12 protein-coding genes and 1 pseudogene are annotated in these 15829 nt (G+C 70.0%); 5 read left to right on the top strand and 8 right to left on the bottom strand.

The features are described from left to right. Window positions 1–235 precede the first annotated feature (235 nt). The 4 genes and pseudogenes from QSK30_RS01265 to QSK30_RS01250 all read right to left on the bottom strand — a co-directional run. Window positions 236–718, bottom strand: a pseudogene (locus QSK30_RS01265) (IS3 family transposase); the annotation flags it as partial. 53 nt (window positions 719–771) lie between these two features. Then, window positions 772–1062, bottom strand: coding sequence for a transposase (locus tag QSK30_RS01260; RefSeq protein WP_285498859.1), 291 nt, complete (start codon window positions 1060–1062; stop codon window positions 772–774). A gap of 30 nt (window positions 1063–1092) precedes the next feature. After that, complete coding sequence (locus QSK30_RS36725; protein ID WP_352231535.1) at window positions 1093–2463, bottom strand: ISAs1 family transposase; 1371 nt, start codon at window positions 2461–2463, stop codon at window positions 1093–1095. A 226-nt stretch (window positions 2464–2689) separates the two neighbouring features. After that, on the bottom strand, window positions 2690–3439 hold the full coding sequence (locus QSK30_RS01250; RefSeq protein WP_285498857.1) for an SDR family NAD(P)-dependent oxidoreductase: 750 nt from the start codon (window positions 3437–3439) through the stop codon (window positions 2690–2692). 147 nt (window positions 3440–3586) lie between these two features. Here QSK30_RS01250 and QSK30_RS01245 point away from each other — a divergent pair, with 147 nt between their 5' ends. From QSK30_RS01245 to QSK30_RS01235, 3 genes are read left to right on the top strand one after another with little or no spacing between them, the layout of a single operon-like run. Next, the gene (locus QSK30_RS01245; RefSeq protein ID WP_285498856.1) at window positions 3587–4846 is read left to right on the top strand and encodes a nucleotide disphospho-sugar-binding domain-containing protein; all 1260 of its coding nucleotides are present in this window, start codon (window positions 3587–3589) and stop codon (window positions 4844–4846) included. Beyond that, the gene (locus QSK30_RS01240) at window positions 4843–5967 is read left to right on the top strand and encodes an acyl-CoA dehydrogenase family protein (protein ID WP_285498855.1); all 1125 of its coding nucleotides are present in this window, start codon (window positions 4843–4845) and stop codon (window positions 5965–5967) included. The genes QSK30_RS01245 and QSK30_RS01240 overlap by 4 nt, the downstream gene beginning before the upstream one ends. Beyond that, window positions 5960–6994 carry a methyltransferase gene (locus QSK30_RS01235; RefSeq protein WP_285498854.1) on the top strand — a complete coding sequence of 345 codons (1035 nt, stop codon included), beginning with the start codon at window positions 5960–5962 and terminating at the stop codon, window positions 6992–6994. The genes QSK30_RS01240 and QSK30_RS01235 overlap by 8 nt, the downstream gene beginning before the upstream one ends. A 299-nt stretch (window positions 6995–7293) precedes the next feature. Here QSK30_RS01235 and QSK30_RS01230 read toward each other — a convergent pair whose 3' ends face one another. Together QSK30_RS01230 and QSK30_RS01225 are read right to left on the bottom strand one after the other, a co-directional pair. Further along, window positions 7294–8493 (bottom strand): nucleotide disphospho-sugar-binding domain-containing protein, encoded by a 1200-nt coding sequence (locus QSK30_RS01230; RefSeq protein WP_285498853.1) that lies wholly within the window; start codon window positions 8491–8493, stop codon window positions 7294–7296. 16 nt (window positions 8494–8509) lie between these two features. After that, entirely contained in the window at window positions 8510–9457 is a 948-nt protein-coding gene (locus QSK30_RS01225; protein ID WP_285498852.1) for an NAD-dependent epimerase/dehydratase family protein, read from the bottom strand. A gap of 162 nt (window positions 9458–9619) precedes the next feature. Here QSK30_RS01225 and QSK30_RS01220 point away from each other — a divergent pair, with 162 nt between their 5' ends. Then, entirely contained in the window at window positions 9620–10225 is a 606-nt protein-coding gene (locus QSK30_RS01220; RefSeq protein WP_285498851.1) for a dTDP-4-dehydrorhamnose 3,5-epimerase family protein, read from the top strand. Window positions 10226–10285: 60 nt separating this feature from the next. After that, complete coding sequence (locus QSK30_RS01215; protein ID WP_285498850.1) at window positions 10286–13432, top strand: AfsR/SARP family transcriptional regulator; 3147 nt, start codon at window positions 10286–10288, stop codon at window positions 13430–13432. An 83-nt stretch (window positions 13433–13515) separates the two neighbouring features. On the opposite strand, the gene QSK30_RS01210 is transcribed toward QSK30_RS01215, so the two are convergent. Beyond that, window positions 13516–14652, bottom strand: coding sequence for a nucleotide disphospho-sugar-binding domain-containing protein (locus QSK30_RS01210; protein WP_285498849.1), 1137 nt, complete (start codon window positions 14650–14652; stop codon window positions 13516–13518). A gap of 4 nt (window positions 14653–14656) precedes the next feature. Continuing rightward, window positions 14657–15820: a nucleotide disphospho-sugar-binding domain-containing protein gene (locus QSK30_RS01205; RefSeq protein ID WP_285498848.1), complete on the bottom strand. Its 1164-nt coding sequence runs from the start codon at window positions 15818–15820 to the stop codon at window positions 14657–14659. Between the last annotated feature and the right edge of the window lie 9 nt (window positions 15821–15829).

Here is a 15829-nt window from a genome sequence, read left to right as displayed (position 1 = left end):
GCCCGCGAAGGCTCAGGCCGCCCGGGCGAGCGCATCGCGGGCCGCAGCGCCCGATCCGCGCGCCACTGCCGACGAGCACCCTCCGGCGCATCGCTGGTCTTCTTGCTCCAGTCCGCCGTCGCCATCGTCGACCACCTCCGTCATCGAGGTGTTGCGACGACCAGTTGAACTCACCGTTGCTGCCGCGGTCGGAATGGAAAACGGTGACACCACCGATCGTGTCGAGGTTGTTCGCGGCCATCCGCAACGCGTCGGTGACGAGCTCGGTGCGCATGTGGTCGGCCATCGCGTATCCGACGACCTTCTTGGAATAGCAGTCCAGGGCCGTGGCCAGATACAACCAACCCTCGCCGGTGCGAATGTAGGTGATGTCCCCGACGAGCTTCACCCCCGGCCTGTCGGCGGTGAAGTCACCGGCCACCAGGTCCGGCAGCACACCGGCGTCACCGGCGACGGTGGTGACCGGCCGGAACGGCCGCGGCTGGCACGCCACCAGGCCCAACCCCCGCATGACCGACCTGACGGTCCCCGGGTCCGCATGTGTGCCCCACCGCGCCAACTGGGCGTGAACCCGCCGATATCCGTACGTGCCATCGGAATACTCGAACACCGACCTCACCCGCGCCGCGAGAGCGTCCCGCCGCGCGGCGACGGCCGATCGCGGCCGAGTCCTCCAATGGTAGTAGCCCGATCGTGACACCTTCGCCCACCGGCACATGGACATGACGGGATAGTTGCCTTCCTCGGATTCGATGAACGCGTACTTGACGATCACCGGAACTTCTTCGCGAAGAAGGCCGCAGATTTTCCCAGAAACTCGTTCTCCTGCTCCAACTCCCGGACACGCCGCTCCAATTCCTTTAAGCGCGCACGATCGGACACCGACAACTCGTCCCCACCCTCGACAGGATGAGTCTCGCGGTACTTCCTCACCCACGTCCCCAGGGTCTGCTCCAGCACCCCCACATCCCGAGCCACCTCCGCAATCGAGCGTGACCGCTCGACCACTTCCTTCGCCGCCGCCTCCCGAAACTCCGGCGAATACCGCGAACGTCTCTGCACCACAAAACCTCCCGTCAGTCAACCCCAATCCTACCTTGGGGTCACTGTCCGAGAACTTTCCAGCACCTCAGGTGGAGTCCTGGAAAGGGCTTTGTGTGGGGAGGGCCTGGCGTAGTACGGCAGCAGCCATTTGCTAGCTGACCTGGGTGATCTCGATGTTGCGGGCGAGTCTGGCACGTTTGTGGAACCAGCGTGATCGTGCTTGGTGTGTGCGGCGCCAGTTGACCCAGTGGTCGGTATGGCCGGGTGGTCGGAGCAGGATAGATCAAGATCACTTTGAGTAATGAGCTCTCGCTCTAAGTGGCAAGTAGTGGTAGTGCTCTGGTGCGATCTCGGCCGATTGCTTCGGTGGTTCGTTTGATGTCGTGATGACCGTTGAGTCGCAGCAGGCCGGCGGCGAGATTTTTGAGTGTCGCCATGGCTCGTGGCCCGCTTCCGGTGCGTGCTTGGTGCGCGTCTTCGCACCCAGGTGACGCCACGTACGTAATGAGATTTGTTCTCTATTCCCCAGTGTTCGCGAGTGTAGGCGTGCAAGTCGGCGGCTTGCGCGCGTTCGGGTGCAATACTGGTGACGATCCAGGCGCATTCCTTGCTGACTCGTTGCCCGTCCATATTGAAGATGTCCCAACGAATGCAAGCGATTTGACGCACGTGCGGGAAGTCTATCCCTTCGGCGTCCGTGACCCACGTCGACCAATGACTGAGCCGGCCATGTCCCCGCTCTTTCACGACATGATGTGGTGGACCTTTCGTCAAGGGAACCACTTTTGTGAACACCGATCTCAGCAACGAGGGCTGGTTTCCCTTACACGTCGCGACATAGTCGAGCCCGCGTTCGCCGACAAGATGCTCGGCGGTGTCTCGCTGGGTGTGCGCGGCGTCCATCGTGACCACCACCCGTTCCGCGTCCCGCGCGAGCACACCCGCCAGCAACGCCTTGACCTGTGTGATCTCGTTCGTATCGGCCGGGACTTGGACCTGGGCGATCGTGACGCCTTCACGATGGACCATCGCGGAGAACAACGTGAACTGATCGTTCTCGTCAGTCCACGCGCCGCGGAACACCTGGCCGTCGATCGCGATCCGCAACAGCCCATCGGAATCCCTGCGCACCCGTTCCAGTAGCCACGACCCCACCGCCAGATCAAACGCGTCACCATCGATATCCGACAACACACGACGAACAGTGTGTCTGCTCGGTACCCGGAACACCCCCGAGAAACGGCACCACACGCCACCCAACCTCGACAGCAGCGACGGCGGAAAATCAGCGACCTGATCAGCGATCGACCGAAAATTCCTCGCACCGGCCAACACCGCGACCAACGACGCAGCCAGAACGAACACCAACCCATAGACCTTCCCTCGCGGACTACGCCGATCCACAATCAAGCCCGACATGTCCAACAAGCCCGTGACTGAACCGCCCTGGGACTCCACCCCATCGAGCCAGGCAAAGAAAATCGCGAACCACCCACCCAACGCAACAGAAAGCAAAGAACCACAACGCAACGGGACAGAAAGAACGCCGGACCACCTACCCGACGAAACAGAGAAGCAAAGGTCACAGCGTGACACAACAGCGACTCGCCTACAGCAGAAAGCAACCACCCAAAACTGCAACCCCCTACTGCCCACCCGCCACCGTCAACACCTCCCCCGACACATTCCCATTAGCCCCAGACCCCAGAAACAACACCGCCGCCGCAACCTCCTCCGGCGTACTCAACCTCCCCGTCGGCGTCACCCTCACCTCCTCCTCCCGCACCACTTCGGGCAGCACCTTAACCACCCCCTCCGTCACCGTCAGCCCCGGACTCACAACATTCACCAAAACACCGTCACCCCCCACATCCCACGTCAGGCTCCGCATCAGCCCATGCATCGCCATCTTCACCGCCCCATAAATCTCCTGCCGCGGTTTCCCATCGACCGCCACATGCGAGGAAACAAGAACAATCCGCCCCCAGCCCCGTTCCCGCATTCCCCCTAGGACAGCCTGAACAGTCCGGACGACGCCTGACACATTGCTCAGCAGCGGCTCCCATTCATCCGGCGAGAAGTCCTCGAACCGCTCCCCCGGCCCACGCCGACGTGGCCGCACCAAAGCGTTGGCCACCAGCACATCCACCCCGCCCCACCGCGCGCACACCTCAGCGACCGCCGCGTCCGGCGAGCCTGGCTCATCAAGCGCGTACCGCACATGGCATGCCCGCTCGCCCAGCTCGGCGGCCACCCGCGCGGCCACTTCCTCGTCGGACCGCCACGTGAGCGCGACCCGCGCGCCCTCGGCGTGGAATGCCCGGGCCACGGCCAGCCCGATTCCCTTCCCCCCGCCGGTCACCAACACTGTCCGGTCCCGCACACCCCAGTCCATCGAGCCCTCCCGTGTCCGCCAGTCCACGCACCTTGGCGGCCCGGGCTCGAACCTCGTTCGAAGCCGCTCTTTCGACCGCGGCTCGGCCCGGCGTCGAACACGGGCCGGGAACATCGCGCAGCCCCTACCCGATCCCGTTCCGAGGTGATGACCGTGCGCGTACTGCTCACCACGTGGGCATGGCCGTCCCATCTCTATCCGATGGTTCCGCTCGGCTGGGCGCTGCTGGCCGCGGGCCACGACGTCCGGGTCGCGGTCGGTCCCGCGCTGGCCGATGCCGTGAACCGGGCCGGTTTGACGCCGGTGACCGTCACCGACGAGGCCGACCTGGTCGGTATGACCACCGCGCCCGCGTTGACCTCCTGGCACAAGCAGAGCCGCTGGACCACCGACTGGTACGGGAGACCGGAGCTGCTCAGCGCGGGCCAGCGGGAGATGTACGCGGCTCTCGGGCACAAGCAGACGGCGATGGCTGCGTCGATGGTGAAGGGGGTGGTGGACTTCGCCGTCGCCTGGCGGCCGGATCTCGTGGTGCATGACGCCGTGACGTTCGCCGGTCTGGTGGCGGGCGCGGTGCTCGGGGTGCCGAGCGCGGCCACGCTGTGGGGCAACATCGCGCTTCCCGAACACCACCTCGACCTGTTCAGCGGCGAGCCTGCGGCGGATTTCGTGGCGCTTTTCGACCGGTTCGGGGTGGCGCCGAAGACCTCGCCGGACGTGTGGATCGACCCGTGCCCGCCCAGCATGGGACTTCCGTCGGCCGCCCCCCGGCTGCCGTGCCGCTACGTCCCCTACAACGGTCCGGGCGCGGCCCCCGATTGGCTGCTCGAACCACCCGCACGGCGCCGGGTCTGCCTCACCTGGGGCATCACCAGCGGCCGAATCGGCTCGGGTGGCGGCCCGGACGTGTTCGACCAGGTTGTCGACGCGGTGACGGAACTCGACGCGGAGCTCGTCCTCGCGCTGTCGGATGCCGGGAACGCGCCCGCGAACCTGCCCGCGGGAACCCGCGTGGTGGAGAACCTGCCGCTGAGCTTGCTGCTGCCGTCGTGTGCCGCCGTCGTGCACCAGGGCGGCGGGGGAACCACGATGACGTCCGTCTGGTCCGGGACACCTCAGCTGATCGTGTCACCACGCCCCGAACAGATGATGACGGGCGACCGCCTGGAGCAACTGGGGGCCGCCCGCCACCTCGTGCGCGGAGAACTCGCCGCCGACCCCGGTTCCGCTCCCACACAACTCCGCTCGGCTCTGAGCGCACTGCTCGACAGCTCAGGCCCGGCCCGCGCGGCGACCACGTTGCGCGACGACATGCTCGCCCAGCCCAGCCCCGCGGACCTGGTGCCGCGGCTGACATCCCTGGCCGAGGAAGACCGAAGTGGACAATTCCGAAAGGACATCCGGTGACCATCGTCGAACCAGCCGTCGCCCCGACCCCCCGCGCCACCGGAGTCGGCATCGTCGCGGCCCGCCTCGCCGACCGGACCGAGTCGGCCCGCACCCTGCCCGACGACGTCGTCGCCGCCCTGCGCGGCGCGGGATTCGCCCGCCACCTCGTACCCGCACGATGGGGCGGCGCCGGGGGAACCTACATCGCTCTGCTGCGCGCTGTCGCCGAGGTCGGCGAAAGCTGCGCCTCGACGGCCTGGAACGCGGCCGTCCACGCCATCGTCGGCCGCATGGCCGCCCACCTGCCTGCGGCGGGATGCGCGGAGATCTGGGACGACGGCCCCAACGAGCTGCTCGCGGGGTCCATCGCACCCACAGGCCAGGTGTCGCGATCGACTTCCGGCTACCGCCTCACCGGCACCTGGCCGTTCGCCAGCGGCGTGGACCACTCGGCATGGACTCTGCTCGGCGCCCTGACACCGGAGCGGGAATACCGGTTCTTCATGGTGCCGCGCGCCCATTACCGGGTACTGAAGACCTGGGACAACGTCGGCCTCGCAGGCACCGGCAGCAACGCGGTCGAACTCGAAGACGTGTACGTGCCCGAGCACCTGACGGCCGCGCACAGTGACCTGATGGCGGGGAAGGTCGACGTGGGACGGCCACTGGTCCCGTTCAAGGCCGTCAACGGTCTGACGTTCGTCGCCCCGGTACTGGGCGCGGCCCGGTCCGCCCTGCGGATCTCAGCGGAACGACTGGCGGTGAAGACAGAGGTCAACGGCAAACAGGCCCGGGCGAACCCGGCCGTCCAGACGGCCCTGGCCCGGGCGGGCACGGAAATCGACAGCGCCCAACTACTCCTGGAACGCGCGGCGTCCACCGCCGACCGGGGCGCGCTGACCGACCTCGAACTCTCCCGCACGCCCAGGGACTTCGCGTTCGCCGCCGAACTCCTCGGCTCCGCCGTGGACAGGCTGTTCCGAGCGGGCGGCGCCCGCTCCCAACACGCACACCACCCGGTCCAGCGCGCCTGGCGAGACGTCAACTGCGCGGCCGGACACGCGGTACTCCAGTTCGGCCCGGCCGCCGGGGTTTTCGCCACCCACCTCATGGAAAACGGAGAACACGACGATGCCTGACGCGACCAGCCCCGCCCTGGACCTCGTCACCCCCGACGGCCCGGTACCCGCCCGGCTGAAGCTGATGCTCCTGGCGAACGGCCAGCGGTTCACGGCCGTGGTGCACACGCTGGCCGAACTCGGCGTGGCGGACGTACTGGCCGGTGGCCCGCTGCCGGTATCGGAAATCGCCGACAAGGTCGGATGCGACCCGACCCAACTCCACCGGGTACTGCGCTTCGCCGCCCTGCTGGGGTTGTTCCGCGAGGTCTCACCCGAGGTTTTCAGCCTGACAGAGCTGGCAGAAGGCTTGCGCGAGGACGTCCAGGACAGCGTGCGCGACGCCATCCTGCTGGACGGCTCGGAACGCTTCAACCGGGCCTTCACCGCCCTGACCCACAGCGTGCGGACCGGCAAGCCCGCGTTCGACCACGTCCACGGTCTGTCCTTCTGGGACTACCTGGCCTCGGACACGACAGCGGGCCGGATCTTCGATGCGGCCATGACGGGAATCAGCAGGCGACTGGGAACCCGCTACCTCGAACGCCACGACTTCGGCCAACCCCACCGAATCGCCGACATCGGCGGCGGACGCGGATACTTCCTGGCGTCTCTCCTGGAGCGCTACCCGGAAGCACAGGGGGTGCTGTTCGACCGACCATCCGTCGTGGCAGGAGCGTCATTGCGCGACGTGGGAGACCGGGCCAAGATCGTCGGCGGCGACTTCTTCACAGACCCCCTGCCAACCGGATGCGACACCTACATCCTGAAAATGGTGTTGCACGACTGGACAGACGAGGCAGCCGGACAACTCCTCCAACGGCTGCGAAAGGTCGTCACCCACGGCGCACGCCTGCTGATCCTCGAACAGGTGGTGCTGCCGATGAATTCCTGGGACCCGGCCAAGCTCCTGGACCTGGACATGATGGTGATCATGGGCGGCCGCGAACGATCCCTGAACGAATGGCAACGCCTCCTCGAAGGCGCCGGATTCCGGCTCACACACAACCCACCCGCGGGCGACTGGACCATCCTGGAGTGTGTCTGAGAAACACCCCCGCAACACAACACGACCACAACAAGACAAACGAGCCCAGACAAGGCACCGAGCCACGACGACAGGCAACGCGCCCCACACAACCCACCCCGGCATGACGCAGGCGGACCTGGAACAAGCACAAGGACCACCGCCCAAACGCGACGCGCCCCGCTCAACCTGCTCGATGGGGAGGGTTATTCATAAGGGTGGTGTCCAGCCTTATGAATAACCCTCCCCATCGAGCACCCAAAAAACTCGCGAACCACAAAACCAACGCAACAGAAAGCAAAGGCCACAACCCAACAGCATCACACCAACCCAGCCAACTCCCCCCACACCTTCCCCGGCGCGGCCACCCCCGCCATATGCGCACGAACCTCCCCCGTCCGCTCCCGCACACCCTCCCCCAACACCCTCTCCAATGCCCCTTCAACACCCTCCACCTCCCCGGGATCCAACATCACCCCCGCCCCCGCCGCGTCCACCCTCTCCGCGAACGCCGCCAACACCGGCGCCAACGGAAACATCAACTGCGGCACCCCCGCCGCCACCGCCGTCAACCCTGTCCCCGTCCCCCCGTGGTGAACCAACGCGTCACACCTTCTCAGCAACAACGAGAACGGCACCCCTTCGACCACCCGCACCTGCTCGGGCAGCTCCCCCAGCAGCCCCCGATGCGCGGCCGTCACCGCCAGCACGACATCCACATCCACATCCAGCAACGCTTTCAGCGCCGCCTCGAACGGCCCAGGCATACTGTCCGGCCGCACTTCCGCCGCTGTCAGCCCCCACGTCAAACACACCCGGGCCCGCTGTTTCCGCTCCCGCATCCACTCGGGCTCGACCCCACCCGTCCCGTTATAGGGCACGAACCGGATATCGGTGCGTTCAACCCGCGCGGGCCAACGCAACAGGGGCGGACACGGATCAACCCATGCCTCGGGTCCGTCCGGGGCCACGGCACCGAAGCGCTCGAACAACTCCGCGTAGCCCGGCAGAGGCGCACCCGTCATGTCCGTCAGCTCATTGCGAGTGATCATCGGCGACCCGAACATGTGGCTCACGGTCGGCACGCCCAGCACCGCCCCCACCACTGTCGCCGCATAGCACACCGTGTCGTGCACGATCAGGTCCGGTCGCCAAGAACGGGCGAACTCCAGCAGGTCGCCAATCATCACATCCGCTACCGCGAACTGTTTCTCGGCCAGGGTCCGGTACACCGCCGCGACCTCGCCCCCCAGGGTCTCCGGTGACCGGGCCCAGTCCCGCGGCCACGGCGGCTTCTCCCCCAACCACGCCGACAACCCCTCCGTGCGGCGCGCCAGCTCGGCGCGGGAGACATCCCGCCCGACTGGAACCGCCGTCAAGCCCGCGCCGAGCACGGACTGCGTGCACGACGGCGGCGTCGCCATCCGAACCTCGTGGCCCGAGGCGATCGCCGCCCACGCGAGAGGAACCATCGGGAACAGATGCGACGAGCCCGTCCAGGTAGCGAAAAGTACGCGCATGTGGTGTTCCTTAAGATCAGTCGGGAAGTTCTCGCCACAGATCGGTGACGGAGTCCTCCAGGTTTCGGCGGGGGAACCACCCCAACAGGCGTTGGGCGAGCCGGATGTCGACCTCCAGCCACTCGGGCGGGGTCGTCTGGACCCCGTCCCCGGCAGGCTGCTCGATGATCTCCGCCTGTACACCGCTGACCTTGATCAGCAGTTCCACCAGGGCACGGACCGCAACAGCGCGCCCGCTGCCAATGTTGACCACGCGGGCCGTGACCGAGGACCGGGCGGCGGCAAGCGCGGCCGCGGCCGCGTCGGAGGCGTCCACGAAATCCCGAGCCGCGCGGAGCGGGGTGAGGCGGATCTCGGCCGTGCGGCCTTCCCGGGAGGCCAGGCGGAGTTGTTGGGCGACGCGGCCGAGCAGGCTCGCGGCAGGCGACCCCGGGCCGGCCACATTGGCCATTCGCAGGACCAGGGCGTCGATGTCGCCGCGCCGGGCGGCGGCGAGGACCAGGTCGGTGCCGCGGAGCTTGGTGCGGCCGTAGGTGGTCGTCGGGGTGGTCGGTGTCGTTTCGCCCACCGGGCTGCCCTGGTAAGCGGGGGCGTACTCGTTGACGGAGCCCAGGTGGATAAGGCGCACGCGGGGGCCCGCGAGACGCAGGGCCTCGACCAGGCAGCGCACGAGTTCCACGTTGGCGACGCTCATCTCCTCGTCGGACGCGGCCCACACGGCGCCCGCGGCGTTCACCACCACGGCGGGGCCGCCGTCGGTCAGGGCCCGCGCGAGGGTTTCGGGTGGGGTGGCGCACAGGTCGAGGGCGAGTGGTCGGATACCCGGGGGGACCGGGGCCGCGCGCCGGGACACGGCGACCACTTCCCGTGTGCTGTCCGCGTGCCGGAACCCGGCGCACACGTGTCTGCCGACGAAACCCGTTCCACCGAGTACGACGACCCGCTTTGTGGCACTGCCGAACATGAGACCTCCGCGCCCGCTGCCAGTGCGCCCCGGACCCGCTCGCCGGTGTGGCGGGCAAGGCGGGGCCCATGGTCGGGCGGCCGGTTCAAGCCTGAGTCCACGATCGGTGGTCCCCGCGGGCTCGACCGGGAGTCGAACGGGGCCGCATACCTTCGCTGCACTATGGACGTTCGTGAACTCGCGGTGCCGGGCGCCTGGCTGATCGCACCGCAGCAGTACGCCGACCGCCGCGGGTCCTTCTTCGAACTGCACCGCCACAGCCGCGTGGTGGAGGCGACGGGGCGGCCCTTCCCGGTCGCGCAGGTGAACTTCTCCAGTTCCCGCAAGGGGACGCTGCGCGGCATCCACGGCACGCTCACCCCGCCCGGCCAGGCCAAGGTGGTGACGTGTGTGCGCGGCGCCGTGCTGGACGTGGTCGTGGACACCCGGCTCGGCTCGCCCACGTTCGGCCGCCACGACATGACCAGGCTGGACGCCGAGTCCGGCATGGCGGTGTACGTGTCCGAGGGGCTGGGGCACGGCTTCCTCGCGCTGACCGACGACGCCTGCGTCTGTTACCTGTGTTCCGCCGAGTTCGTCCCGGGTACGCAGGTCGACATCAACGCCCTCGACCCCGACCTGGCCATCGACTGGGGGCTGACGGGTGAACCGCTGATGTCGGACAAGGACGCGGCGGCGCTGGGTCTCGCCGAGGCCGCCCAGGCCGGGTTGCTGCCCACCTACGACGAATGCCGTGCCCTGGAGGCCAGGCTGCGCGCCGCCGGGTGATCGTTCACCCCTGGGTGACGGCAGCGGCGGGCCATTTCGGCGCACCGGCACAATTGTCGGGTGGCGAGCGGCGTGCGGGTCGGCATCCTCGGGGAGATCGACGTCCGGACCGAGGCGGGGGCCGGGGTGGCGATCCCGGGCAGCAGGCTGCGCGGACTGCTGGTGCGGCTGGCCATGGCGGGCGGCAGGCCCGTGCCCAGCGAGTTGCTCGTCGACGAGCTGTGGGACGACGGTGAACGCCCGGCCGGGGCCGCGAACGCCCTGCAGGTGTTGGTGTCGCGGCTGCGGCGCACGCTGCCCGACGGCCTGGTCGAGTCCCGGCCGCGCGCCTACCGGCTGGCTGTGCCGCCGCACGCGCTCGACGCCCAGGAGTTCGAGGACTTGGCGGCCCGGGGGCGCGCCCTGCTCGGCCAGGACGACGTCCGGGCCGCCGCCTCGCTGCGCGCCGCCCTCGCCCTGTGGCGCGGCCGCGCGCTGGCCGATCTCGACGACACCGTGTTCGTGCGCGGCCAGCGTGACCGGCTGGAGGAGCTGCGGCTGGTCGCCACCGAGGACCGGGTGGAGGCGGAGTTGTCCATCGGTGACAGCGCGGGCTTGATCCCCGAGCTGGAGGCGCTCGTCACCGCGCACCCGCTGCGTGAGCGCACCCGCGCGCAGCTCATCCGGGCGCTGGGTGGCGCGGGCAGGCAGGCCGACGCGCTCGCCTGCTACGACGAGGGCCGCCACCTGCTCGCGGACGAGCTCGGCGTGGACCCCGGTCGCGAACTGGCCGCCGCCCACCTGGCCGTGTTGCGCGGCGAGACCGACACCCAGCCGCGCTCGGCGCCCGTCTCCCGGCCGCGCACCAACCTGCGTGCCCAACTGACCCGGTTCATCGGCCGGGAGCAGGAGGTCGCCGACATCGAGCAGCGGCTGCGGACCTCCCGGCTGCTCACCCTGGCCGGGGCGGGCGGGGCGGGCAAGACGCGGTTGGCGACGGAGTCGGCGGCCCGGCTGGCCGAGTCCACCCCCGACGGCGTGTGGCTGGTCGAGCTGGCCGCCGTGACCGATCCGGCGGACGTGCCGAGGGCCGTGGTCACCGCGCTGGGGCTGCGCGCGGGCGGCCTGATCAACCCGGTGGCCGCTGACCAGCGCGGACCGCTGGAACGCCTGGTCGAGGCGTTGCGGGACAAGCGGCCGCTGCTGGTGCTGGACAACTGCGAGCAGGTGGTCGGCGCGGTGGCCGACCTGGTGGACACGCTGCTCGGGCAGTGCCCCGGGCTGCGGGTGCTGATCACCAGCCGCGAGCCGCTCGGCATCACCGGCGAGCAGTTGGTGCCCGTTTCGCCGATGCCGGTGCCCGAAGCGGTCACCCCGGCCGGGCAGGCCATGGACAGCCCGGTGATCCAGCTGTTCGCGGAGCGCGCCGCCGCGGCCCGGCCCTCGTTCCGGGTCACCCCGGAGAACGTGGGCGTGATCCTGGACATCTGCCGGGCCCTGGACGGGCTGCCGCTGGCCATCGAACTGGCCGCGACCCGGCTGCGGTCGATGTCGCCCGACCAGGTCCGCGACCGCCTGGACGACCGGTTCGCGCTGCTCACCATGGGCAGCCGCACCACCGTGCCACGCCAGCAGACCCTGCACGCGGTGGTCGACTGGAGCTGGGAGCTGCTGACCGAGGGTGAACGGGAGCTGGCTGCCGCGTTCTCGGTGTTCCGCAGCGGCGCCGTGCTGGAGACGGTCGAACGGCTGCGCGGCGCACCGGTGTTCGAGCCGCTCACCGGTTTGGTGGACAAGTCCTTCCTGACCGTCACCGACGACGGCGAGCCGCGATACCGGATGCTGGAGACCGTGCGGGCGTTCGCCCTGGCCAAGCTAGAACAGTCCGACCACGCCGAACAGGTCCGCCGCGCGCACGCCGAGTTCTTCCTGGACTTCGCCGAGCAGGCCGAACCACGGCTGCGCCGGGCCGACCAGCTCACCTGGCTGCGCACGCTCACCGCGGAACACGACGAACTGGTGGCCGCGCTGGGCTGGGCCGTCGAACGCGACGAAGGCGCGATCGCGACCCGGCTGGTGGCCGCCCTCGGCTGGTACTGGTTCCTCAGCGGCCGCCGCCAGGAAGCCGCCCAGTGGGCCCAACGCGCGCTGGCACTGGACCCGGCCAACGCGGCACCGGCCGCGCGTGTGCTCACCCTGGTCACCGCCGACGATCACACCCGGATGCCCGAGGTCCGCGCCCTCCTCGACGGCATGGAACGCGCCGGACTCCCCTTCTCGCACCCGGCACTGGGCCTGTTCGAACCCATCACCCGCATGCTCGGCGGAGACAGCTCCCTGCTGGACTCCCTCGCCCGCCGCGCCGAGGACCCCGATCCCTGGGTCCGCGGCCTCGCCCACCTGCACCGCGGCCGTATCGAGATGACTCTCGCCCGCCCGGACCGCGCCGCCGCCGCCTACCAGGCCGCCACGGACCTGTTCCGCGGCATCGGCGAGCGCTGGGGCACGGCGCAGGCCCTGGTCGCCGCCGCCGAGACCCCCGGCCACGACTCGGTGATCGACGCGCTGGAGGAGGCTCTGCGGCTGGTGGCCGAGCTGGGTGACCGCGAGGACCAGTCCCTGCTGATGGTCCGCCTGGCCACCGAGCGGGCCAGGACAGGCGACGTGGACCGCGCCAGAGGCGAGCTGGACGCGGCCCTGGCGCTGGCGGACGAACTCGGCGCGCGGGCCCAGCGCACGCTTGCGTTGTGGGCGACGGGTGAGGTGGACCGCTGGGTGGGGTCGCAGGCGACGGCCCGCCACTGGCTGGACAGGGCCCGCGCCGAGTTCGCGTTCCCCGGCCACGGCGCGGACCGGGTATACGCCCCGCTGGTGACGTCACTGGGATTCGTGGAGGTGGCGGAGGGACAGGTCGGTGTGGCACGTGACCGGTTCGCGGAGGCGGTGCGGATTCTGCCGCCGGTACCGGAACCGACTGTCCTGACAGGACTGGCGGAACTGCTGGCGGAGATCGAACTTGCGGAGGATCGGCCGGACCGCGTCGCGTACCTGCTGGGGGCGGCGCACGCGGTGCGGGGCGGGGGCGGCGGCCCGGACGCCCGGCGGATTGCCGCGGCCGCGCGGAGAAGCCTGTCGGACAAGGAGTTCGAGACGGGGTATGACCGAGGTGCGGCCACCAGCCGCGTCGAGGTGACAGCGGTGCTGCGGGAAGCGGCCCGCGAACCCTGATCTCGGCGGACGAGCAATTCCCGGGGCGGACACATCCACACAACCGGCTGACGGCCGGGTCAGCCACCGAGCCTCGCTCGCCGTCAGAGCAGGGCTTCCAGTGTCGGAAGCAACTCCGCCGGGGTGGGCTGCTCCGCCATCGCGTCCCGCATCCTCCCCGCCCCCGCCCGCGGTCCGGGCTCGTGGAGCACGACCCGCAGTGCCTCACCCACCCCCGCCGGGTCCAACTGGTCCTCAGCGACCAGGTTCACGCCCGCGCCCACCGCCGCCACCCGTTCCCCGCACATCGCCAGCGCCGGGTTGAACTGCGGCAGAACGAGCTGCGGCAGCCCGTGCGCCAGAGCCGTGAGCGCGGTGCCCGATCCGCCGTGGTGCACCACCGCCGAGCAGCCGTCCAGGAACAGGTTCAACGGTGTCGGCTCCACCACCCGCACCGACGACGGCAGGTCCCCCACCTCCTTGTGAAGCCCCTCCGCCAGCGGCACCAGCAGCTCGACCCCGCCCAGCTCCGCCCTGGCCAGGGTCTCCAGCAGCGCCAGCCCCCCGAGCTGCGCGGGCATGCTGCCCAACGACACGCACACCCGATCCTGGCCCCGCGCCCAGTCCGGAACCGACCCCGTCCCATTGAACGACACATGCCGCACCGCCGTCGACGGCGCCGCAGCCGGGAACTGCAGCCCCGGCGGACAAGGATCGAGGATCGCCGCGGGCGCGGGCAGCCCGTCCGGCAGGCCCAGCCGGGCACAGATGTCGGCCAAGGCCGCGCGCGCGGGCCCCACAGCGTCGGTGGACATCGTCTCGGGCCCCCACCGGTGCACCACGACCGGCACCCTGAGCACCCCGGCGAGCACACGGGCGGTGAACTCCAGCGGGTCGGCCACGATCAGGTCGGGTCGCCACCACCGGCCGACCTCCACATAGTCGTCCACCACCCCGGCCACCCGCTGCCGCCAGCGTTCGGCGAGCTGCTCCCAGGTGGGCTGCCAGGTCCCACCCGGCGCCTGCTGTTTCGCGACCCGGGCCATCCGCTGCCGTCGGTCCGCCTCCAGTTGCTCACTCCCGACGACCGCCGTCAGCAGACCCGCCGACTCCGCGTGTGGGACGAGATCCGGCTGGCAGGCCAGCAGGACCTCGTGCCCGGCGGCCCGCAGCGCGTCCGCCAGGGGAACCATCGGCAGCAGGTGGCTGGGCACCGACACCGAAGCGAGGAGTACGCGCACGGGGTCAGCCCGCCAGTTCTTCGAGGATCGGCACGACCTCGGCGGGCGTGGGCATGGCCAGCACCTCGTCGCGCAGCTTGGTGGCCGCCTGGGCGTGGCCGGGGTCGTCCAGCAGGCCGCGCAGGGTCTCGCGGACCACCTCGGGGTCGTTCTGCGGTCCCGCCTCGTCGACCGTCCGGCCCACCCCGGTGGCGACCACGCGGTCGGCGACCACGAACGTGTCCGTGATGCCCGGCAGGACCAGGTGCGGAAGCCCGAACGCGGTCGTGGTCAGGGTGGAGCCCGCGCCGCCGTGGTGCACGACCGCGTCGCAGGTGTCCAGGAACAGGTTGAGCGGGGCCGGGTCGACCGCGCGGACCGACGGCGGCACAGGGCCCAGGGCCTCGCGGAACTCGGGTTCCAGGGTCAGGATCGTCTCCACGCCGTCAAGCCCGCCCGCCGCCTCGACGACGGTGCGGAACAGCGGGATGCCGTTCATCGCGGCGGTCAGCCTGCCGAAGCTCACGCACACCCGGCGGTGGCCGCGCGGCTTCTCCCTGGCCCAGTCCGGCAACGAGCCCGCGCCGTTGAACGGGATGTAGCGCATGCCCTGGCTGGGCGGGGCCTCCGGGACCTGGAGGCTCGGTGGGCACGGGTCGAGAACCAGCGCCGGCCGCGGCAGCGCGTCCAGGCCGAGCCTGCCGAGCATGGTGCCCATCGTGCGGGCCGCCATCTCCTGCCCAGGGACGCCCGCCGGGTCGACACCCCAGCGGCGGTTCACCGTGGGCACCCCGAGCACGCCGCCGACGAGCAGGGCGCTGAACTCCAGCGGGTCGGCCACGATCAGGTCAGGTTTCCACTCGCGGGCCAGCTCGATGTACCGGGACACCAGGTAGCGGCAGTGGATGAGCCAGATCTTGTTGACGTCGTCCCAGTGCCCGTCCCGCACCCGGGTGTGTCCGACCTCGATCGGCCGCTTGCCCTCGGGCAGGCTCGACGTGAGCGGCTCCAGCGCGTCGAAGTACTCGCCGACCACGGCCGTGCACAGCCCGGCCCCGTGCGCCGCGCCCAGGATGTCCGGTTGGCCCGCCACCAGCACCTCGTGCCCGGCCGCCCGCAGGGCCCAGCCCAGCGGGATCGAGGGCGCGAAGTGGGTGGACACGGGCGTGCTCATGAACAGGACGCGCATCGGGTTCTC

The organism is Actinokineospora sp. NBRC 105648, from assembly GCF_030269645.1.
Lineage (GTDB): Bacteria > Actinomycetota > Actinomycetes > Mycobacteriales > Pseudonocardiaceae > Actinokineospora.
This window is presented reverse-complemented; position numbering and strand designations above follow the sequence as displayed.